Raw genomic sequence first — 22,490 nt, 5'->3', positions numbered from 1 at the left:
AGGAAACTGGGGGTTTCAGCCCATTTCCGGGTCAAGAAAGGGACGAAGTTTACCTCAGCTTGACTTTTGTTGCGGCATGATAAATAGTGACCGACGACGGCACACATTAAACGATCCAGCACTACAGAGAGACAGCCTTGCCACTGCTGACAGAGTTAAAAACCTGCTTCGGAAAGTTCGCGCTCAGCGTCGTCGAGTGGATCGTCGCCTTCAAGCGTTCCACGGAACGTTTGCTGCCGGGAACCTGGCGCATCAAGCCGGAAGGGAATATCGCGCTCGAGCGGCTCATCGGCCGTTTCCCCCGCTACCTTGCCGCTCCCCAGGGGGGGGTCGTCTGCGGCGAGGGGTGGTACCCGGTGGTCTGGGACCTCTGCACGGCGATCGAGGCGCTGGAGCACCTGGGGATGCCGCGGGTGGCCGGGGTGCACGCCGAGGAGCGCCTGGGGGGGCTTTTCCTGCGCGCCGCATCCAGTTCGTTCATCGTCACCGAGCTTACCCGGGAAGCCGAACTGAAGGCTGCCGCTACCTGCGAGACCTGTGGCAAGCCGGGATCCCTGAAGGTCGGGCACGGCTTCGCCAAGACGCTCTGCAGCGAACATGGCAGTGCCAGGCAGCGCCCCCGCCAACGCAGGTCGAGCAGCACCGGCCTTAACGCCACCCCGAAGCTCATCTTCCTGGACACGGAATTCACCGATCTCGACTACCCGCAGCTGATCAGCATCGGCCTGGTCTCGGACACCGGCGAGCGTTTTTACGCCGAGCTCAGTAACGGCTGGAGCCGGGAAGGGTGCTCGGCGTTCGTGCGCGAGCACATCCTCCCGCAGCTCACCGCCGGCGAATTCCTCCAAGAGCGCTACTTCGCCGGGTGCCGCCTGGCCGACTGGATCGTGGAATTCGGGGGGCCGGTACGGGTGGTAACCGACGCCCCCGGTTACGACTGGGTGCTCATGCTTGACCTGTTGGAGGGGAACCTGCCGGACAACCTCTGCCCTGAGGCGCTCGCCTTTTACTGCGAGAGTTTCCCCGCGTTGGTTCCGCTGCTGCAGGAGGCCCGCCAGAAGGCGTTCGCCAGCGCGCCGGCGCACCACGCGCTGAACGACGCCGAGGCGCTGAGGGAGGCCTGGGAGGTGATGACGGTCAACCTGCACCCGGCCATTTTGGATCAGTACCTGCGGATGTAACTCCCCTCCCCTTTTTTCAGCGACACCGGCGCGCCCGGCAGCTGCTGGAACCTCATCTCCCGGCACCACTCCCCCGCTCACTTTTTCTTCCCGCCCCTCTTGAAAAACCTCTCCCCAGTGATTAGCTTCCCCTCCGGCTTACTACAACCTCACAAAGGAGACCATACCGAATGGGCAAAACCACCAAGAAGTTCGAGACCGAGGTCCAGCAGCTTTTGGACCTGGTGATCCACTCCCTCTACTCCAACAAGGAGATCTTTCTCAGGGAGCTGATTTCCAACGCCTCCGACGCCATCGACAAGGTGCGCTTCGAGTCTCACTCCAACATGGAACTTCTCGAGGGGAACGCCGAGTGGAAGATCAAGCTCCACGCCGACAAGGAAGCCGGCACCCTCACCATCAGCGATAACGGCATTGGCATGAGCATGGACGAGGTCGCCGAGAACATCGGTACCATCGCCAAGTCGGGCACCAAGAACTTCATGGCGAGCCTCAAGGAGAAAAACCTGGCCGACAACCCGGAGCTGATCGGCCAGTTCGGCGTCGGCTTCTACGCCTCCTTCATGGTGGCCGACAAGGTTACCCTCACCACCCGCAAGGCCGGCGAGAAGCAGTTCGGCTGCCGCTGGGAGTCAACCGGCGACGGCAGCTACACCATCGAGGAGTGCGAGAAAGAGACCCGCGGCACCGACATCGTCTTGCACCTTAAGGACGAGATGAAGGAGTTCATCGAGGAGTGGCGCATCCGCGCCATCGTGAAGAAGTACTCCGACTACGTGCAGTACCCGGTCGTCATGGACATCACCCGCTCCGAGCCGGTGAAGGACCAGGACGGCAACGTGATCGAGGGTGGCGGCACCATCGACAAAACCACGGAAGAGACCCTGAACTCGATGAAGGCGATCTGGACCCGCCCGAAGAGCGAGATCACCGAGGAGGAGTACGAGGAGTTCTACAAGCACATCTCGCACGACTACGACAAGCCGCTTTCCACCATTCACTACTCCGCCGAAGGTGTGAGCGAATTCAAGGCGATCGCCTACATCCCCTCGCACAAGCCCTACGACCTGTTCCTGCGCGACCACAAAAAGGGGGTGCACCTCTACGTCAAGCGGGTCTACATCACCGACAACTGCGAGGCGCTTTTGCCCGACTACCTGCGCTTCATCAAGGGTGTGGTGGATTCCAGCGACCTGCCGCTCAACGTCTCCCGTGAGATCCTCCAGGAAGACGTGCAGATCAAGCGCATCCAAAAGAGCCTGGTCGGCAAGATCCTCTCTACCCTGGCAGAGATGAAGGAGAAGGACTTCGACACCTATCTCAAGTTCTACCAGGAGTTCGGCCCGGTCCTCAAAGAAGGGGTCCACTTCGACTTCGCAAACCGCGAGAAGATCCAGGACCTGCTCCTGTACGAGAGCTCCAAGACCGAGAACGGCAAATACGTTTCCCTCAAAGAGTACGTCGAGCGCATGCCCGAGGCACAGAAGGAGATCTACTTCATCACCGGCATGTCGCGCGCCGCGGTGGAGAACTCCCCCTACATGGAGGTCTTCCGCAAGAAGGACTTCGAGGTCCTCTACATGACCGACCCGGTCGACGAGTGGGTGGTGCAGGCGATCCACCAGTACCAGGAGAAGCACCTGAAGGCGATCGACCGCGGCGACCTGGAACTGGAGAGCGAAGAGGAGAAGCAGGAGGCCGAAGCCAAGAAGGAGGAGGCGAAGAAAGAGTACGCCGGGGTGATCTCCTTCATCCAGGAGACCCTGAAGGAGCAGGTGAAAGAGGTGCGCCTCTCCTCGCGCCTCACCGAGAGCGCCTGCTGCCTGGTAGCCGAGGAGATGGGTCTCAACGCCAACATGGAGAAGATCCTCAAGTCGATGAACCAGGAGGTCCCCGAGGCCAAGCGCATCCTCGAGCTCAACCCGGATCACCAGATCATGCAGGTGATGACCACCATGTACGACCAGGACAAGGCGAACCCGAAACTGGCCGACTACTGCGAGCTCCTCTTCGACCAGGCACTTTTGACCGAAGGGACCCCGATCAAGAACCCGCTGCGCTTCGCCAAGCTGGTGAGCGAGCTGATGGTGGCCGGCGGCAGGTAAGCCGGTACGATCCGCAGCAAAAAAATAAGGGCGGTTCCCTCACGGGGAGCCGCCCTTGTGCGTTTGTTGCCGGAGATGAATCTGGCTCTGGTACACAAAGATACGGTCCGACCCTCGTTCCCTCCTTTCCGAGCGAAGGAGGGAACGAGGGGATTTAGCACATGGCAATGTGGAGTTGGAAGCTACCTGGGTCAAATCCCCTCTGTCTCCCCTTCGCAAAGGGGAGGACGTGACGCCACCTGTGTTGCCTGGATTTTCCGGTACGGCGAATCCTTACTCGCCCCACCATCCCTCGATGCCATAGACGCGTCCGGGAAAGTGCCCCCGGCCTCCCTGAACCGTCACACAGGCTTCCCCTAGCCCGCCAGCACCTCGCTCAGCTTGCGGCTCATCTCAGTTACCTTGTACGGCTTCTGGATCACACCGGCCAACCCCTGACCCTGGAACTTCTGGGCGACCTCCTGCTCGTGATATCCGCTGGAGATCACCACCCGTACCCCGGGATCTATGCGCCTGAGCTCCTGGAAGGTCTGCTCGCCGTCCAGGGTCGGCATGGTAAGGTCCAGCAACACGCAGACGATGGTTTCCCGGTTTTCTGCATAGACCCGCAGCGCTTCCTGCCCGTCACACGCCGTCAGCACCTGGAAGCCGAGCGCCATGAGCATCTCCCGCCCGAGCTTGCGAATGGTCTCCTCGTCGTCCACCAACAGTACCGTCCCCCTCCCCTGCCAGAGCGTGGCCGGTGCCATGGTTACGGCAGGACGCTCCGCTTCCGCACCTTGTGCAACCGGGAGGAGCACGGTGAAGGTGGTCCCGCTTCCCGGCACGCTGCGCAGCTTGATCGCACCGTGGTGCCCGCGCACGATACCGAGAACGGCAGCCATGCCGAGGCCGCGGCCGGTGAACTTGGTGGTGAAAAAGGGGTCGAAGATCTTGGAGACGATCTCGGGCCTGATGCCGCACCCGCTGTCCGAGACGTCGATGCTCACGTAGGCTCCTTCCGGGAGCTGGTCATCGACACAGGAGTCGCCGAGATAGGCGCGGTCGCACTGCTTGAGCCCCGTTGCCACGACGATAAGACCGCGGTCCTCTCCGATGGCTTCGGAGGCGTTCAGGACCAGGTTCAGGATCACCTGGCGCAACTGCGTGGCGTCGCCGTTGACGGCGGGGAGCCGCTCGGCGAACTGGTAGCGCAACACGACCTTCTTGGAGATGGAGACCTCGAGCATGTGGGCCATCTCCTCGACGACGGAGTTCACCTCGAGCCGCTCGATCACGAAGCGCCCTTTTCCCGAGTAGGCGAGCATCTGCTTGGCCAGCTCGGCGGCGCGTCCGGCAGCCACCTCGATCTGGCGCAGGTTCTCCCGGGCCGGTGACTCGGCGGGGATGCGCATCTGGGCCAGGTCGGCATTGCCCAGCACCACCATGAGGATGTTGTTGAAGTCGTGGGCGATGCCGCCGGCCAGGACACCCAGGCTCTCCAGCTTCTGGACGTGGAGCATCTGGGCCTCGATCACCTTGTTCTCCTGCTCCAGCCGTTTCTTTTCGGAGATATCGATCCCGACGAACATCAGGTGGGGTTTTCCGGCGACATCGCAGCGGGACAGGAAGCAGTCCATAAGGACCCGCTTGTTGAACGAGGAGCGGATGGTGGCCTCGAGGTGTTGGGTCGGGCCGTGCTCCAGGACGGATTCGGCCACCCGGTCGAGGCCGACCGCCTGCCAGGAGGAGAGCTGGCGGAAACTCTGCCGGCAGAGTTCGTCGATACTGCCGCCGATCAGGGTTGCCGCCGCCTGGTTCGCCATGACACAGCGGCCGCTTTCCCCATCGTAGACCAAGATGGCGGCAGGCGATGCCTTCAGGAGGGACTCGGAGAAGGCGAGCGCCTGGTTGCGGGCATCCTCCGCAGCGCGCCGGGCGGTGATATCCTCGGTGACGCCGAGCACCCCGTAAACGGCGCCGCGCTCGTCGCACAGGGGAACCTTGGTCGTATCCATCCAGTGCACGCCACGGCCGGGTTGGGACATCCTTTCGACATGGTGGTACCGGGGGCGGCTTGTTTCCATGACCTCCCGGTCCGCCGCACGATACCCCTCAGACTCGGTCTCGCTCCAGGCGAGGTCGAAGTCGGTTTTGCCCAGCACCGCCTCCGGATTGGCCAGTCCGGCCAACTCGGCAAACCGCGCGTTGCACCCCAGGTAGACGCTGTGGCGATCCTTCCAGAACACCGACTGGGGGATGGTATCGATCACCTGCGCCAGCATGTTGCGTCCTTCCCGTAACCGCTGTTCGGCCAGTTCGCGTTCGCGCAACTCGTCGGTAAGCTGCTGGTTCGCCTGGTACAGCTCCGCCGTGCGTTGCACCACGCGGTGTTCGAGTTCCTGCTTCGATTGCAAGAGCGCCGCTTCGGCCTCGCGGTCCCGCACCCAGCGCTGGTAAACCAGCCGCGAGACCAGGACACTCGCCGCGAGAAAAAGCAGGACCAGCACGGAGAGCTTGAAAACATCGCGCCACCACTGCGCCAGGAAGTCTCTGGCGGCCAAGCCGACGATGATATAGAGGGGATGCTGGGCGACCTTGTGAAAGGTCACCATCTTGGCGACGTTGTCCCAACCGGTTGGGGTGTAGAAGGTCCCGGAGGCCTGGCCCGCGCTGACCAGCCGGTTCAGCTCCGGAGACATCACCCGTTTGCCGACGATGCTGCCGAAATCGCCCGACCAGGGGTGGCGCACGATGGTCCCCATGTCGGCGTCACGCAGGCTGATGCCGCCACCGATACCTATCTGCATGCTGGAGAAGATCTTCAGGATTTCTTCGAGGGGGAGCGTGCCACAGACGATGCCGGCAAAGGAGCCATCGGGGGCGGAGATGCGCCGGGCCAGGATGAGCGCCCACCTGCCGGTGAAGCGGCCTACCACCGGCTTGGAGATAACCAGACCCAGTTTGGGGTTGTCACGCAGCTGCTTGAAGTAGTCGCGGTCCGCGAGGCTGACATCGGGGGCGGCGTCCTCGGTCCCGTAGTGCACGACCCCGCGGGCATCGGCCGCCCGCATGCTCCCCATCTCGGCAAGGCGCCCCTTTTGACGCACCATGAAGGCGTTCAGGCTGGCGGCGTCCAGCCCACCCTGGGCGCGCTGCCGGTAGATCTCGTCGATGACGGAGAGCACGGCGAGATCGGCCTGGTCGATGAGACGCGCGAGGCTCGATTCCAGGGCCAGGGAGAGGTTCTGGGTCTGCACCGCGACACGCTCGCAGTACTGGGCCCGACTTTGCTGCAGCGAAAAGGCGGCCAGGGCGACCACGCACAGGTCGACGAGCAGTACCAGCGCAACCAGGCGGTACCGAAATCTTTTGGTGCTTCTCTTGTCCAATATATCCGGCATCATCGCGTGGTGCGGGTCCTCGTTAAAAGGCCTCAGCGGGGTGGATCACAGGCAGTATTGCCGCGCGAAAAGAGTTCCGGGCTCCTCATCGGCGCGGCCAGAATCATCGTAAGGAATGGTGGGCACCCAAGCGATCGGGCGCCGCCAGCGATTACCGGAACAGGCATCGGCACCCTGGCCGAACACCTGAGGGGTGGCAGGCCGAACGGGGCCTAAGCTATCTTGCCGTAGAGGCTTTCGCTGCTTTGGAAGGCGCGCTGCACGCGGGTCAGGAGACCGATCTCTTTCACCGGCTTCAGGACGAAGTCGAAGAACCCCTTCTCCAGGGCCTCCTTCTCTTCATCCGGAGTGGCAGCTGCAGTCATCAGGATGACCGGCATGAAGCGGAATTCGGGGATATTGCGGATGGCGAACAGGAACTCGTACCCGCCCAACTTGGGCATGACCTTGTCGGTGATGACCAGCTTCGGTTTCAAGGTGAAGATTTTGCTGAAGGCATCCATGCCGTCGACGGCGGTCTCCACCGTGTACCCCTTGCGGGACAGAGTCTTGGCCACCATCTCGCGTACCAGGAGATCGTCCTCCACCAGCAGGATGGTTTTCAGGTTCGGCTCACCCATCACCTGCCCCAGGTAGTGACGGGCGATGGCCCGGTTGATCTCCGAGCGGGTCGCAACGTAGAGGATGATCTTCAGGTTGTTCTGGGCGGCGATTTCCTGCAGGGCCCCGTCGATGGTCGGATCGGCTACCGCAACAGCCAGCCGGTCGCCATCCATCTTGAGCGGGAAGATGGTGTTCTTGACGGCGATTTCCAGGGAGATGAGACGCAGCAGGTTGGCGGGATAGGAGAACTTGGCGAAGTCGGCGATCTTGCGGCAGCGGTACTGGGTGGCGAGCGCCTCGGCCAGTTCGTCGGGGGTGATCAACCCGATAACCTCGAGGAGTTCGCCCAGGCGGATGCTCTTCTGCCGGGCGTGTGCGATCAGGCGCTGCACCGAAACCTCGGTGAGCAGGCCGCGCTCCACGAAGATCTGTCCCAGCGGTTTGCGCGGTTGCCCCTGGTTCGCTACGGAAATGGTGGTAATTTCGGCGCTCATGCCTCTCTCCTGCTGCAACCCGGCCGCCTCACTGCGCCGGCTACCAGACGCATCGGCAGAAAACGAAAATAATGAACCGACAAATTCCTGACGCGGCGATTTTTTATAATGAGAGGGATCGCGACGCAAGTCAAGCAAATTGCTGATCACAGGTAAGACAGACGCAGGATGTCAGGAAACACGATTCATTTCGGGTATCACGAGGTGATCGGGGCATCGGGGAGTTCGTTCCGGTCATCGGACCGGCGCGGGAAGTGCTGAGCAAGCTGCTCTCCGCAAGCGGTCACCACGGTGCAGAGGCTTTCCGCAGCGCGCCCGTCCCGGATGCCGCTCGCCAGTTGGTCGGCAAGGCTTTGCCAGGAACCGGGGGGAATCTTGCGGTCGATGCCGCGGTCACCGAGTATCCAGACCTTGTGTTCCAGAAGGGAGATGAAGATGAGGATGCCGGTCTCCTCGCGGGTCCGGTAGAGTCCGTGCTCGTAGAAGGCCCGCAGAGCCCGCTCGCGCACCGCCTCTTGCTGCCGGCGACCTCCCACAAAGGAGAGCTTCAGCCGTGGCGCCAGGCGGAACACCCCCAGCATGGGGAAGAACAGCAGACAGACCACCGGGATGTAGGTCCAGATGGTGACGTGGTGCGTCCAGACGCTGATGGCGATGGCGACAAAACCGGAGAGCAGCAGCGCCCCCAAGAACTCCGCCTCGCGGTAGCGGTCGCTTTCCTGCACCACCATGGTGGCGATCTCGCCGGAGGAGTGCGACTCGGCACGTGCCACCGCCTGCTCGATCCGCTTCATTTCCTCGTCGCTGAAAAAGGGAGTCTGTGCCGCTGCCATGGCGCCTCCTACCAGTCGCCGGAGGCGCCGCCGCCCCCGAAGCTGCCGCCCCCGCCGGAGAACCCTCCGCCGCCGCCACCGAAACCGCCACCGAAACCGCCCCCGAACCCGCCACCGCCGAAGCCGCCGAAGAAGGGGCCGCCGAAACCGCCCCTGCCACCGGTACCGAAGAGGAAGGAGAGGAAGAGCCCGGCAAAGAAGCCGAGGGCTGCCAGGCCGGCCAGGGCCAGGAGGGGCAATCCCGCAAAGGAGAGCAAGGCGGCCATGGGGAGCCCGATGGCCCCGGCGAGCCCGCCGAGTAGCCGCGAGATCCCGCCCAGGAAGACGCTGGCGACCAGGACGAACACGAGCAGGGTGAAGATGGGGTTCGCCCCACGCTTGCCGTGGCGCAGATCGCGGGGCTGCTCGGCCTGGTACTCGCCGCGCACGGTGGCCATGATGGCATGCACGCCGGCCAGCGTACCCCCGTCGAAGTCGCCCCGTTTGAAGGCGGGGGAGATCTCGTTGCGCACGATGCGTCCCGAGACGAGGTCGGTGAGTTTCCCCTCCAGTCCCCGCCCCACTTCGATGCGTACCTTGCGTTCCTGGGCCGCTACCAACAGCAGGGCACCGTTATCCTTCCCCTTCTGACCGATCTGCCACTGTTCCACTACCTTGATGGAGTACTCCTCCAGGTTCTCCCCTTGTAGCGAGGGAATGGTGAGCACCACGATCTGGGTGGAATCGGAGGACTCGAAGGCGCTGAGTTCCTGTTCCAGTTGGGTGGTGGCCTGGGGCGACAGCAGTTGCGCGTAGTCGTTCACGTGGGCGCGCAGCTGCGGCACCTGCGCCGCCTGAACCGGCAGCACCAGGAGCAGCAGGACTATGGGGAGGAGCAGAAACTTCCTCATGACGGATCCTTTAACGGCCGTTCTACGTGGTAAGTTGGCAGGTTGCATCCGGCTTTTTACCGTGATTTCCGCGTCATCCGGGTCTAAAAGCTTAGAGGCGGCACGCTGAAAAGGCCGGAAACCCAAGCAAAAAATCCGGGTTGTGTATTAACCGAGGCTTTGTGCCGTACCCGGTTTATTTGCCTTGGTTTCCGCGTCATCCGCGTGCCAGATTGTTTCTGTTGGTTTAGAACTTCACCTTCGGCGCCTGCTTGGCACCCTCTTCCGCCTTGAACGGCTCTTTGCGCGACAGGTGCAAGAGCAGTGAGTTGGTGAGCGAGTTCGGGAAGGTCCGGATGCTCACGTTGAAGTCCTGGACCGCCTGGTTGTAACGCACCCGCGCCACGTTGATCCGGTTCTCGGTCCCCTCCAGCTGGTTTTGCAGATCCATGAAGTTCTGGTTGGCCTTCAGGTCCGGATAGCGTTCCACGACGACCATGAGCCGGGAGAGCGCCCCGGATAGTTGGGACTGGGCCTGCTGGAACTGCTGCAAGGCCTGCGGGCTGTTGATGGCGTCCTTGCCGGCCTGGACGGAGCCGACCTTGGCACGGGCCTCGGTCACCGCGGTCAGCGTCTCCTGCTCGTGCTTGGCATACCCCTTCACCACCTCGACGAGGTTGGGAATCAGATCGGCACGGCGCTGGTAGGCAGCCTCGACATCCCCCCACGAAGCCAACACCGCTTCTTCCTTGGCCTGCATGGTGTTGTATCCGCAGCCGGAAATGCCGACCGCCAGGAATATTCCGAGCATAAGTCCTGCAACTTTTCTGGTCAGATTGATCATCGGTTTCCCTCCTGATAGTTCACGACTGAGCTAATGATAATCATGCTAACGCCCAATGTCATCCCCTTAGTCCTACAAATCGTCAAACTTCAGAAGAAATAGTTGGAACGATCAGCCAGTGACCGGTAGGCCAGGAGAAAAAGTGCGGCGTTCCAGGACTGACGCACCATCCCCTGGGGCGTTCCCGTCTGTCCCTGCAGCCACTCGTTGAACTCCCAGTCGTTGAGGCGATTCACCTCGGCCAAACGCTCCAGTTCCAGCCAGGCAAGCTTCTCGCGCCCCAGGCGCCCGAGCAGCATGACCCAGAAACCGCCCACGAAGGGCCAGATGCCGCCGTTGTGGTACTGCCAGGGGAGGTTTTGCCGGTGCCGCTGCATGTAGAGACGCCACAACGGGTGGCTCGGCTCGATGGGGAAGCCTACCACCCTGAGCGGATGCGGCTCGTTGACCTTGAGCGCCAGCAGCGCATTGACCGACCTCCCCGCCTCGGACGGCTCGCTCACCCGCACCAGGTGGGCAAGCACATTGCCAAAGACGTCGAGTTCCTCGCCCCAGCTGGAGAAGTTCACGAAGCTCAGGTAGAACGGGGTCGGTTTGCAGCGCTTGCGGATGTAGTGCATGAGCAGCCGGACCCGGCGCTGCTCGGGGACGGCGTTGCCGAAGGGGAGAAAGAGGAGGTTCAGGTAGTCGCGGGTCTGCTGCCTGGCAGGGAGGTCGTAGAGCCTTTTGACCCAGTACCAGAGGACCTTGGTGTAGAGTACGAAACCCGAGCGGGGCATGATGTCGGCCCAGTCGCTCGCCTCGTTTTGCTGCAAAAGATACCAGCGCTGGTGTTCCTGGCACCTGAGCCAGTCCAGCGCCTTGACGGCCTTGGGGGTGAGTTCGGGGCCGAGCCGACTCGGGTACATGCGCTCCACAACGTGCAGTGCGATGAGCCACCAGAGCGTCGCGTCGATACAGCCGGTGTACCAGAAATCCGCCTCGTCGAGATCCGGCTTCACGAACTTGGGGATCTGGCCGTTGTCGGCCTGGTGCCGGGCCAGTGTCAAAAGCCCTTCCCGCGCGCACTCGATCAGGTCCGGCTCGCCCGAGGCGGCCATCCCGAGCGCACAGATCGAGGCATCCCGACCGAAGATGCTGGTATAGGCGCGCCCGGCAGCCTTGGGGTTGGGCGCAGAGGCGAGCACCCCCTGGGGCGTTGCGTTGTCGCGCAGCACCCTCAGCGACCTGCGGTAACACTCTTCCAGCACCTCGCTGCTCATAGCCCCACCCACTCTTGGCCTCGCCATGCTCATCCACAACGGGACACTCTATCACAGAGGGGGAAGCTCGGCGAGCGCAGGGCCGCAGATCCTGCCGACACGGGAATCGATACGCGTTGAGCCAGGATTCCCTCGCCGCAAAAAGAAAAGGCAGCTGCTGCAAAGAGCACCTGCCTTGGATGGCATTGTATTACAACGAGAACTGAGTTTTCAGGCGCGACGGCCGCCCTTCTTTTTCTTGGCGGCGTTCGCCGACTTTCCGGTGGCGGTGCGGGAGGAGGCCGTCCTGGCGGTACGAGCGGCGGCGGTCTTGGCGGTGCGGGAGGCACGGCTCACGGCGGCACTGCGCACGCCGCGCCGGCCGCTGCGGGCCAGGATCCGGTCACTCTTGCAGGCGCGCTTGCCGCGTGCCAGGTGTTTGCCGCCCCGGCCGGACCAGGAGGCCGTCTTCACCAGGCGCGGCGTCGACTGCATGGCGCGGGTCACCTCGTGCAGCACGTCGGTGCTCAGGCTGGCCAGCTGGAGCGCGCCCCCCCCGCCGGCCCGATAGGTGGCGGCAGCCATCGTGGAGACGTCGCGGCGCAACTGGTTGAAGGCATGGGTGTTGTGGTAATCGATCCGGTTGGTCAGGAGGATCACGAAGAGGTCCTGCTTGGGATCGATCCAGATCGAGGAGCCGCTGTAGCCGGTGTGACCGAAGGAGCCCGCGGAAAAGAGGCTGCCGCGCGGTGCGGAGTACGGCGAGCTGATGTCCCAGCCCAGCCCGCGCAGGACCGCACCGTTGTTGGCGAGGTACGGCGAGGTCATCTGGGTCACTACCTGCTCGGAGAGGATGCGGCGCTCGTCCAGCATGCCGCCATTAAGCATCATCCGGGCGAATCTGGACAGGTCCAGGGCGGTGCTGAAGAGCCCCGCATGGCCGGCGACTCCGCCCAGCCGGCGTGCATTGGGATCCTGCACGTTACCGACTCCCCCGCCCCAGGTCGGCGCGATGCTGGCCGCGAGGGTCTTCGGGGGGAGGAACATGGTGTTGGTTGCGTTGAGCGGGCCGTAGATCTGCTCCTGGCAGAACTGGTTGAGCGGCTCGCCGGAGACCCGGTGTACCAGTTCGCCCAACAGGATGAAGTTGATGTCGGCGTAGTGGAACCGGCTGTTGGGGCGGGCGCGCAACTTCTGGGCCGCCGCCTTGTGGACGGCGCTCTCCATCGGCTGGTCCGGGCTCACCCCCACGTCGTCGAGACCGGAGGTGTGGGTGAGCAGGCTCAGCACGGTGAGCTCCTCGTGCCCTGGGTTGGCGAACTCGGGGAACCAGCGCGAGATGGGATCGGCAAGTGCGATTTTTCCCTGATCCAACAGTTTCATCACGGCCGGAGCGGTGGCGATCACCTTGGTGAGCGAGGCCAGGTCGAAGATGGTACGGTCGTCGATGGCAGGGGCTCCGGAGGCGCCGGAGATCCGGCCGCGTGCCACGCTGGAGAGGACGCCGCTGCGGTTGCCGACCAGGGCAACGCCGCCGTCGATGAGGCGATAGGCGATGGCGCGTTCCAGGAGCCGCTCGATGCTGAAAGGGAGGCTTCCGGCGGCAGGGGCGTCGCCACTCTTGCCAGCACCGGGAAGGCTGGAGTTGTCGAAATACAGGACGTCGGAGGCGCCGCCGGTGGCATTGCCCTCGGCTTCGGCGTCCGCCAGGGTTGGCACCCTGCTGCCGTCGATGGTGACCGAGACGGCCTCGTCGGTGTGATCGATGATGACGGCGCTGCCGGATTCGGTCCGCCCGTGGCTCAAGGAATGAGCCGGCACCGTACGATCCAGGGTGGCCACCTGTGCCGTGTCCGTTGCAGAGCCCGAGGCAAAGCAATAGGAGCCGACCAGCAACTGGCACAACACGAGAGTAATTGAAGTAAGGCGCACGAAGTACCTATGAGATTCGGAGAACAAACAGTGGTCGGAACCCTCGAACGAGGGATGGAAGCAGCGAAAAGAGTTGCAGCTAACGGTACGGCCAGTAACGTGACACTGGGGTAAGTATCGGCACCATACCGGAAAAGTGAAGAAGTTTCTGTGACCAGCATCACCAATAACGGCGAAGTGGCGTAGTCAGTAAGTGGGCGGGTTGACCTGTCGTGAAGCAGTCGACGGACAGCCGATCTGCCAAACGCCTCGTAGTGTAACGGAACTTCCCTTAAAAGTGCAAGCGAAGAAAACTAATGAAGTACCCGGTAGGTGCGGGAGAAGCGCGCAATTGCGCGCCCGCCGCCGAAACTCCGCAGGCTGGGCCCCGCCCTCCCCGCCGGGAAAAAACCGTGAGGAGGCAACCCGGCAGCCGGTGCCCCCGCAAGGTGAGCCACCCCGTTGACGTTAGCATGTTTTAATATACCCTTAACCGGGGCCAACGAAGCGCTCCCGCCCTACCCGGCCATGGTAACCATCTTGCGGACCGCACGGTGCCGCCAACGGAAACAGACGTGAAAACAACCGACAAACATCTCGCCGTCAAGGGGATCGGGTACGCCACCGCGGCAAAGCTGATCACCTACCTCTTCTCCGCAGCATCCAGCGTGGTCCTGGGCAGGTGCCTGGTCGCGCACGATTACGGGATCGCCAGCTTCGCGTTCATGTTTGTGGCCTTCATGGAGAAGTTCGCTGACATCGGCATCGGCAGCGCCATCATCCAGCGCAACCGGCTCGACGACGAGATCATCGATACCGCCTTCACCCTCAAGTTCGTGATCGGCAGCGCGATCGCCCTGGTCACCATCTTTGCCTCGGGGGTCGTCGAATACCTGATGCCCAACGGCAACGCCTCCCGTGCCGTCCAGATGCTCGCCCTCTCCTTTTTGTTCAACAACATCTACTTCCTCCCCAACGCCCTCTTGAGCCGGGACATGGACTTCAAGAGGATCTCGCTGGCCGAAACCGGCGTCAACTTCGTCAACTCTGCGGTCGCCATCACCATGGCGCTGCTTGGTTTCGGCTACTGGAGCATCATCGTGGCCTACCTGGCCTCGAGCTTTTTGGGGGCGTTGGTGCAGAGTCTGATGAGGCCGGTACGGATCACCTTCCGGATGAACCTGGTCGTCGCGAAGGAGTTGGTGAACTTCGGGGGCTACCTTTTCCTCACCGGGCTCTTCGCCTTCCTCATTGCCAACCTGGCCAACTTCATCATCGGCTCGGTCAAGGGTGCCGCCGAGCTCGGCTACTTCACCATTGCCTTCACCTGGGGATCCATGATCTGTCTCATCATGTATTCCATCGTCCTCAGGGTGACCTTCCCGCTCATGTCGAAGCTGCAGAGCGACCTGGCGGAGCTGAAAAGCTCCTACCTGAAGACGGTCGAGTACTCGGGTCACGCCATCGTACTCGCCAACTGCGTGCTCTTCGTGGTCTCCCGGGAGTTCCTGGTCCTCGTGCTCGGTCACGGCAGCGGGAAATGGCTCCCCGCCCTGGCCGCGCTGAGGATCATCTGCGCCTACGGCATCATCCGCGGGCTTTTGGAACCGGTGGGGCAGGTTATGGTCGCGCTGGGGGCGACCCGGGTCCTCTTCAAGGCGAACCTGATAGCCTGCCTGGTCGGCTTGATCACCATCTATCCTGCGCTCAAGTATTTCGGCATCGAGGGGGTCGCCTGGTCGGTTACGGTTGCCTACCTCTCCCAGTACCTCACCTTCTACCGGTTCCTGAAGCTCAACCTGAAGATCGGCCCGGCCGAACTCTGGAGTGCGGTAAAACCCTCCTTCGTGGCCGCAGTACCGGTGTTCCTCCTGTTCCTCGCCTTCTCGGGCAGCTACGCTTCCACCATCCCCCTTTTGGCGGGGAAGGCGCTGCTCGCGGTGGTCATCTACCTGGTGACGCTCGGGCTGGTTACCCGCTGGGAGATCCTCCAGGTGGTGCGGGAATACCTGGTGGAACGAAAAAAGCTCAGCCAACCTACCTGAGCCCCCGGCTCCCCGATACAAAAAAAGGGCGGCCCCGTTATGGGCCGCCCTTCTCGTTGTTACGGCGAGGTCACTACCTCAAGCCGCCCCTACTTCTTCATCGCAGGGAGGTCATGCACGTCGAGGTGGCAGGTGAGGCATTTCGGGAAGCGATCCAGGATGTTCTTCGGATGCGGAGCCTTGTGGCACTCGGTGCACTGCGGGATGTAGCCGTGCTTGTCCTTGTGGCAGGTAGCGCAGTTCACCTTGGCGTGGCGGCTCGGCGTCGCTTTCCACTTGTTGAAGATCTGGGTGTGGCAGGAACCGCAGGTCGCTGCCGGCTCGTTGCTCTGGTAGGTGACCTGTTTCGGGCGGTGCACCGGGTGGCACTTCAAGCAGGTGGAGTACTCCTGGCCCTGGTAGTGCGGCTTGTGGCACTCGGCGCAGGACGGCTTGTAGCCGTGCTTGGTGTGGTGGCACTTGTCGCAGGAGAAGGTGCCGTGCTTGCTCGGGAACTTGACGAGCTCGTCCTTCTGAGCCGCATGGCAGGTGGCGCAGGAGTTGGTCAGGCGCGGGGTGGTCACCACGACGCGCGGGGTGTGCGGGTTGGTGTGGCAGGAGGAGCAGTCCTTGTTGGCCGGGCCGTGGATGTCCGTGTGGCAGGAGGCGCACTTGGGCATCAGCTCGTCGTAGTTCCCCTTCTTCGGGTTGTAGGCGTGGAATGCCTTGTGGCAGTCCTGGCAGGCGAAACGGTGCTTGCCCCCCTTCTCCTTCAGGTTTCCGAACTGGGCATTGTGGCACTGGGCGCACTGCGCAGCGGTGAGCGGAGCCGGAGCCGTCGCGTACATCTCGGTATTCACCGGGATATCGACCGTGGCAACCTTGGCCGCAAAGGACGTGGCAGCAACCAGCATCAGGGCCACCACTAACAGGGACAGACGCCCCAGCGCGAGACACTCTTTCTTCTTCATCTCTCCTCCAGGTTAATGACAGAATTCATTGCAACTCGATCGACCTTAATACTACCTAACCCAAGCTTCTGTCAAGAGAGATGTGTAAACTTAGAGACGATTCAGGTCTTCGTGTGGTTCGTCGGAGGGATTGATGTGGATCATCACGTCCCCCACGTTCAGGAAGCGCTCGAAGATGCGCTCTTTGACGCGGGTGGCGATGTCGTGGGAACGCCTCACGGTCATCTCGGGATCCATGTCGAGCTTCAGATCGACGATGAGGAACTGTCCGGAACGCCGCGCCCTGATCTCGTGCACCCGGTCCACCCCCTCGGTCGCCGCGGCGAGTGCGGCGATCTCGGCCACCTCTTCGGTCGCAGGTTGGCCGTCCATCAGTTCGTGCGCCGAAATCTTGAAGCCCTGGAAACCGATGTGGAGGATGAAGAACGAGGTGAGCCCGGCGGCGATGGGGTCCATGATCCCGATGCCGAAGAAGGCGCACCCAACCCCCACCAGGGTGGCGATGGAGGTGAGGGCGTCCTTGCGGTGGTCCTTGGCGATGGCGAGCAGCGCGGGACTCCCCAGGGCACCCCCGACCCGTATGGAGTAGCGGTAGAGCCCCTCCTTGATCACGATGGTCAGGGCGGCGGCGAGGACCGCCATGAACCGGGGGGGCTGGTACTCGGCGTGCAGGATGGTGTCGGCCGCTCCGTAGAGAATCCAGAGGCCGGTAGCGCAGATGATGACCGCGACGAATACCGCCGCGAGGCTCTCCACCTTGCCGTGCCCGTAGGGGTGATCGGCGTCGAACGGTTTGCGCCCCATCTTGAGGGCGATCAGGGTGAGCAGGATCCCGACGAAGTCGCAGGCGCTCTCCACCCCGTCGGCGAAGACCGCCTCGGAATTCCCGAAGTGGCCCGCGGCAAGCTTTAACACCATGAGCCAGGCGTTGATCCAGAAGCCGATCTTGATGACCCGGTCCGCCCTATTGAAACGCTCCCCTCTCTGCACGAATTTATCCCTCCAGGCGCAGGTCCTTGATCGTGAGCTGCAGCGAGCTCTTCCCGTTCCACACGTTGATCCCCGGCGTGCACAAGAGATCCACCCGTCCCCCGGCGACCTCTTTTTCGGCAAGGCCGAAGCCGATGGCGTCGAAGCTCCGTCCGCCCAGGCTGATCTGGAGCTTCAGGTGTCCCCCCTTGAGCACCCGGCTCGAGGTGACCGTGGCCCCCTTGAGCAGGAAGAGCGGCTCCGGGTTTCCCATGCCGAAGGGCTTCATCCGGTCCACCTCCTCGACCAGCGCCTCGCTGACATCGGCGGCACGGAGCTCCGCATCGTAGGCGAGAGAGGGGGTCAGGGCATCCGCGTCGAGTACGCTCGAGGCCGCCTCGTCGAACTTGAGGGCGAAGCGCTCCAGCTCTTCCTCGAGGATGGAGAGCCCGGCGGCGTGACTGTGGCCGCCAAAACGCACGAGATGATCGGCACAGCCCTTGATGGCGTCGAGCAGGTGGAACTTCGAGATGCTGCGCCCCGAGCCGCGCCCGTTGCCGTCCTCGAAGGCGAACAGGATGACCGGGCGGTGGAAGAGCTCGACGATGCGCGAGGCGACGATCCCGATCACCCCGGGGTGCCAGAGCTGCGACCCGAGGACGATACTTTTGCGCCCCCGGCAGGCCCCCTCTTCCAGCATGGCGCGGGCTTCCTCAAGCGTCGCCCGCTCCAGTGCCTGGCGCTCCGCATTGGCGTCGTCGAGCTCGCGGGCGATCTGGCGGGCCCGGTCGGGGTCGGAGGTAAGCAGCAGTTCGAGCCCGAGCGCGGCATCTTCCAGCCGGCCCGCCGCGTTGATGCGCGGAGCCAGCCGGAAGCCGACCGCACCGCAGCCGACCTCGCCGGTCACCCCGGCAACATCCTTCAGCGCGTCGATGCCGGGACGTTTCGAGGAGCTGAGCTGCTTCAGGCCATAGCTTGCCAGGACCCGGTTCACCCCCAGGAGGGGGACCACGTCGGCGATGGTGCCGAGGGCCACCAGGTCGAGGTAGTCGCGCAAGTCGGGCTCGGGGGTGGGGAGGCGCCCCTCGGCGCGCAGCCGGGACCTGAGGGCGATCAGCAGGTGGAAGGCCACGCCGACCCCGGCGAGCGACTTGAAGGGGTAGCGGCAGCCGGGCAAGAGCGGGTTTATGATGGCGCAGGCGTCGGGGAGTTCCTCGGGGGGCGAGTGGTGGTCGGTGACGATGAGGTCGAGCCCCAGCTCCCGGCAAAGGCGCGCCTCGGCCACGGCGGTGATGCCGCAGTCGACGGTGATGAGGACCGCCGCACCGCGCTCCAGGGCGGCCTGGACCCCCTGCTCGGAGAGCCCGTACCCTTCGGTGAGCCGCTTCGGGATATAGTGGCAGCAGTCGAGACCGATGGCCCGGAAAAAGGAGATGAGGAGCGCCGTCGAGGTGACGCCGTCCACGTCGTAGTCGCCGTGCACGCAGACCCGCTCGCCGCGCGTAAGGGCAAGAAAGAGCCGCTCGACGCTTTCCGGAATGCCGCTTAGCAGCAGCGGGTCGTGCAGGCTGGCAAGGGTGGGGTTCAGGTAGTTGTGGGCGGCAGCGGGGTCGTCCAGGCCGCGGTTCGCGATGAGCCGGGCGGTAAGGGGCGCGATGCCCGCCTGGCAGAGCGCCTGAAGGGCAGTAGGTTCCGCGCGGCGCTCGCGCCAGGTGCGTTCGGTGACAGGTTGCATCAAGCCCTCGACATCATTTGGAAAGTAAGGCAACGAGGCCCCTAACGGCCGGGCCCGGAGCAAATAATACCACCTCGGGCCCAAGTTCCTAAGGGAAAAGTGGTTTCCGCACCGCCCGCTTGCGCCACAAAAAAAGAGAACCCGCCAAAGCGGGTTCTCCAGGTCACTGCGTGTATCCCTGACGGCTTGCTGCCTCGCAGCTATTTCCCCTTGGGCATGGAGGCGAGGTCCGACTTGATCTGCTGTGCGGTCGGGCTGGTGGAATCGAACTGGAGATACTTGGTCCAGATCTCCCGCGCCTTATCCAGCTGTTTCAGATCCTGGAAGTAAACGACCCCCAGGTTGTAGAGGCTCTGCAGGTGCTTGGGATCGATCTGCTGGGCCTTCTCGAAGTTGGCGATCGCCTTGTCGTACCAGCCGACCTTGCGGTACATGATCCCCTGGTCGGTAAGCACGTTCACGTTGCGCGGCTCGAGCTCGATCACCTTGGTGTAGGCGTTGATCGCCTTCTGGGCCTGGTCGGTATCGAAGTAGTCGTTACCGAGCTGGGTCCAGACCTGGGCGTTCTTGGGATCGCGGGCCACGATCTTCTCGGCCTCCGCGATGCGCCGCTGGTAGTCGGTCGGGGTACCGGCACCCTGCGGTACGGCGACGTTGGCGGGCAGTTCTTTGTTGCCGGCGATATTGAAGATCAGGTATCCGCCCAGCAGACCCACGATCAGTGCAACCACTACGGTGAGGACATTCTCCTTGCTCAAATTGAAGCCTCCTTTATGCCTTTACTTCAGCAGGAATTTTTTCCCAGAGAGCCACGATGGGGCTCGCGACGAAGATCGAGGAGTAGGTACCGACCACCACGCCGACCACGAGGGCGAAGGCGAAATCGTGGATCACCTCGCCGCCGAAGGCGTACAGCGAGCAGGAGGCGAGGAAGGTGGTGAGCGAGGTCACGATGGTACGCGAAAGCACCTCGTTGATGGAACGGTTGAAGATCGGGATGACCGGATCCTTCAGGCTCTTGTGCAGGTTCTCCCTGATACGGTCGAAGACGACGACGGTATCGGTGAGCGAGTAACCGGCAATGGTGAGCACGGCGGTGACCAGCAAGAGGTTCACCTCCTTGTGCATCACGTAGAAGACCGCGATGATCGCCAGCACGTCGTGCAGGGTGGCGAGCACCGCCCCCACGCCGAACTTGAAGTCGAAGCGCCAGGCGATGTAGAGCACGATCCCCAGGAGCGAGAGGGCAACCGCCATCAGGGTATCGCTCTTCAGCTTTTCACCGATGGAGGGACCGATCTCGGTGGAGCTTTCCACCACGAAGGGGTTGGAGGCGAACTCTTTCTTCAGGGCCTCCTGGACGTGGTCGGCGACCTTCTCGGAGCCGGTGGAGCTTTTGCGCATCTTGATCAACAGCTTGTTGCCGTCCTTGATCTCCTGCAGGTCGACTTCCTTGATCCCCTCGCGGGCCAGCGCGTCGCGCGCCGCCTGGGTGGTGACTGGCTGGTTGAACTTGAGCTGCATCGAGGTACCGCCGGAGAAGTCGATTCCCAGGTTGGCGGCGCCGCGGCTGATCTGGACGATGCCGATGATCCCGATGATGGCTATGATGCCGGAGATGATGAACGAGAGCTTCCTCATCCCGATGAAATCTATGTTGGTTTTTCCCAGAAGTTCCATTGTCTCCCCCCTCCCTTAAATGCTGAGTCTCTTCACGTGGACGCGATCAAGGAAGGCATCGAAGAGCACCCTCGTAGCCAACAGCGACGTGAACAGGTTGATGATGATACCAAGGCTCAAGGAGACGGCGAAGCCCTTGACCGGACCGGTGCCGAACTGGAACAGCACGGCCGCGGTGATGAGCGCCGTCACGTGCGAGTCCATGATGGTCAAAAACGCCTTGTCGTAGCCGGCGTCCAGTGCGGCGTGCGGTGTCTTGCCGAGTCTCAGCTCCTCGCGGATCCTCTCGAAGATGAGCACGTTGGAGTCGACGGACATACCGACCAGGAGGACGATAGCGGCGATGCCGGGGAGGGTAAGGGTTGCGCCGAGGGCAGCCAGGGCACCCATCAGGTAGACGATGTTCAGCACCATGCCGAGGTTCGCCACCATGCCGGAGAGCTTGTAGTAGATCGCCATGAAGATGACGACCAGCACCACGCCGATGAGACCGGCCACGAGACCCTTCTTGATGGAATCGGCACCCAGGGAAGGACCGACGGTGACGTTCTGCAGGATCTTGACCGGAGCCGGCAGCGATCCGGCACGCAGTACGATGGCGAGGTCAGAGGACTCCTTCTCGGTGAAGGAACCGGAGATCTGGGCCGAACCGCCCGAGATCCTCTCCCGGATCACCGGGGCGGAGTAGACGTTGCTGTCCAGGACGATGGCGAAGCGCTTGCCGACGTTGGCGGCGGTCACCTGGTCGAAGAGACGGGCGCCGGTCGAGTTGAACTCGATGGCGACGTAGGGCTGGTTGTACTGGGAGTCGATGCGCACCTGGGCGTCGGTCAAAAGATCGCCGGTGATCATCGCCTTCTTCTTGGTGACGATCGGGGTCTCGGAGACGGCGCCGGTCTGCGGGTCGGTGCGCTTCTCGAAGAGCAGCTCGTCGTCCTCGGGGATGTTGCCGGCGCTCGCGGTGGCGGCGTTCACGTTCTCGTCCACCAGCTTGAACTCGAGTCGGGCGGTCTTGCCGATCAACTCGATGGCGCGCTTGGGATCCTTGATGCCGGGGAGCTGCACCACGATGTGGTTGATCCCCTCGCGGGCGATGATCGGCTCGGAGACGCCGAACTGGTCGATCCTGTTGCGGATGGTCTCCAGGGCCTGGGCGACGGCGCGGTCCTTACGCACCTGGGCCTCTTTCTCGTTGACCCTCAGCTGCAGGTTCACGAAGCCACCCTCGTCGAACAGCGGGAGGGTCTCGAGGTCCGGGTACTTCTTCTTGACCAGCTTGACCACCTCGTCGGCCGAGGAGCGATCGTACAGGGTGAGCTGCACCTTGTCGCCACCCAGCTTGCCGATCTTCTTGAAGCGCAGGTTCTTCTGGGTAAGCGAGTCCTCAAGATCGGTGGCGATCAGGTCCAGCGAACCTTCCACGGCCTTCTGGGTCTCTACCTCCATCACCAGATGAGTACCCCCCTGAAGGTCGAGACCCAGGTGGATCTTGTCCTTGGGAAGCACACCGCCCCACCAGGAGGGGAGCGACGAAACCAGCGTCGGCGTCAGGTAGACCGCCGAGGCGACAATGAACAGTATAATCAGTGTGATGCGCCAGGTATAACCCTTGCTCATAAGAAGCTCCTTTTCAGGGATAAAAAATCG

The 22,490-nt window shown here is 62.8% G+C and carries 16 protein-coding genes; 3 read left to right on the top strand and 13 right to left on the bottom strand.

Annotated elements, in window-relative coordinates; genetic code table 11:
• Positions 1-137 precede the first annotated feature (137 nt).
• A complete protein-coding gene (locus tag H7688_RS13945) occupies positions 138-1,181 on the top strand; it encodes a 3'-5' exoribonuclease (protein ID WP_183361765.1) in 1,044 nt (347 codons plus the stop codon).
• A gap of 170 nt (positions 1,182-1,351) precedes the next feature.
• Entirely contained in the window at positions 1,352-3,286 is a 1,935-nt protein-coding gene (gene htpG / locus H7688_RS13940; RefSeq protein WP_183361764.1) for a molecular chaperone HtpG, read from the top strand.
• 356 nt (positions 3,287-3,642) lie between these two features.
• Here the strand turns inward: htpG and H7688_RS13935 are convergent, their stop codons facing one another.
• The 7 genes from H7688_RS13935 to H7688_RS13905 form a co-directional block, all read right to left on the bottom strand.
• Complete coding sequence (locus tag H7688_RS13935) at positions 3,643-6,657, bottom strand: PAS domain-containing protein (RefSeq protein ID WP_246329811.1); 3,015 nt, start codon at positions 6,655-6,657, stop codon at positions 3,643-3,645.
• A 224-nt stretch (positions 6,658-6,881) separates the two neighbouring features.
• Positions 6,882-7,766, bottom strand: a complete 885-nt coding sequence (locus H7688_RS13930; RefSeq protein ID WP_183361762.1) for a response regulator — start codon at positions 7,764-7,766, stop codon at positions 6,882-6,884.
• 197 nt (positions 7,767-7,963) lie between these two features.
• Positions 7,964-8,599 carry a TPM domain-containing protein gene (locus H7688_RS13925; protein WP_183361761.1) on the bottom strand — a complete coding sequence of 212 codons (636 nt, stop codon included), beginning with the start codon at positions 8,597-8,599 and terminating at the stop codon, positions 7,964-7,966.
• A gap of 8 nt (positions 8,600-8,607) precedes the next feature.
• The gene (locus H7688_RS13920) at positions 8,608-9,489 is read right to left on the bottom strand and encodes a TPM domain-containing protein (protein WP_183361760.1); all 882 of its coding nucleotides are present in this window, start codon (positions 9,487-9,489) and stop codon (positions 8,608-8,610) included.
• Between the two features lie 226 nt (positions 9,490-9,715).
• Positions 9,716-10,279, bottom strand: a complete 564-nt coding sequence (locus tag H7688_RS13915) for a LemA family protein (RefSeq protein ID WP_371873186.1) — start codon at positions 10,277-10,279, stop codon at positions 9,716-9,718.
• Positions 10,280-10,401: 122 nt separating this feature from the next.
• Positions 10,402-11,574 carry an amylo-alpha-1,6-glucosidase gene (locus tag H7688_RS13910; protein WP_183361758.1) on the bottom strand — a complete coding sequence of 391 codons (1,173 nt, stop codon included), beginning with the start codon at positions 11,572-11,574 and terminating at the stop codon, positions 10,402-10,404.
• A gap of 210 nt (positions 11,575-11,784) precedes the next feature.
• A complete protein-coding gene (locus tag H7688_RS13905) occupies positions 11,785-13,461 on the bottom strand; it encodes a serine hydrolase domain-containing protein (RefSeq protein WP_246329810.1) in 1,677 nt (558 codons plus the stop codon).
• 578 nt (positions 13,462-14,039) lie between these two features.
• Between H7688_RS13905 and H7688_RS13900 the strand changes: the two genes are divergently transcribed.
• Positions 14,040-15,509, top strand: a complete 1,470-nt coding sequence (locus tag H7688_RS13900) for a lipopolysaccharide biosynthesis protein (protein ID WP_183361757.1) — start codon at positions 14,040-14,042, stop codon at positions 15,507-15,509.
• 89 nt (positions 15,510-15,598) lie between these two features.
• Here H7688_RS13900 and H7688_RS13895 read toward each other — a convergent pair whose 3' ends face one another.
• The 6 genes from H7688_RS13895 to secD all read right to left on the bottom strand — a co-directional run bounded on the left by H7688_RS13895 (position 15,599) and on the right by secD (position 22,460).
• Positions 15,599-16,459, bottom strand: coding sequence for a cytochrome C (locus H7688_RS13895; protein WP_183361756.1), 861 nt, complete (start codon positions 16,457-16,459; stop codon positions 15,599-15,601).
• 90 nt (positions 16,460-16,549) lie between these two features.
• Positions 16,550-17,449 carry a cation diffusion facilitator family transporter gene (locus H7688_RS13890; protein ID WP_183361755.1) on the bottom strand — a complete coding sequence of 300 codons (900 nt, stop codon included), beginning with the start codon at positions 17,447-17,449 and terminating at the stop codon, positions 16,550-16,552.
• Positions 17,450-17,453: 4 nt separating this feature from the next.
• Entirely contained in the window at positions 17,454-19,163 is a 1,710-nt protein-coding gene (gene recJ, locus H7688_RS13885; RefSeq protein WP_183361754.1) for a single-stranded-DNA-specific exonuclease RecJ, read from the bottom strand.
• A gap of 200 nt (positions 19,164-19,363) precedes the next feature.
• The gene (locus H7688_RS13880; protein ID WP_183361753.1) at positions 19,364-19,921 is read right to left on the bottom strand and encodes a tetratricopeptide repeat protein; all 558 of its coding nucleotides are present in this window, start codon (positions 19,919-19,921) and stop codon (positions 19,364-19,366) included.
• A 13-nt stretch (positions 19,922-19,934) separates the two neighbouring features.
• Positions 19,935-20,843 carry a protein translocase subunit SecF gene (gene secF / locus H7688_RS13875; protein WP_183361752.1) on the bottom strand — a complete coding sequence of 303 codons (909 nt, stop codon included), beginning with the start codon at positions 20,841-20,843 and terminating at the stop codon, positions 19,935-19,937.
• Positions 20,844-20,858: 15 nt separating this feature from the next.
• Entirely contained in the window at positions 20,859-22,460 is a 1,602-nt protein-coding gene (gene secD / locus H7688_RS13870) for a protein translocase subunit SecD (RefSeq protein ID WP_183361751.1), read from the bottom strand.
• Between the last annotated feature and the right edge of the window lie 30 nt (positions 22,461-22,490).

Origin of the sequence: Geomonas limicola (assembly GCF_014193675.1) — a bacterium.
In the GTDB taxonomy this organism is placed as follows: Bacteria; Desulfobacterota; Desulfuromonadia; order Geobacterales; family Geobacteraceae; genus Geomonas; species Geomonas limicola.
This window is presented reverse-complemented; position numbering and strand designations above follow the sequence as displayed.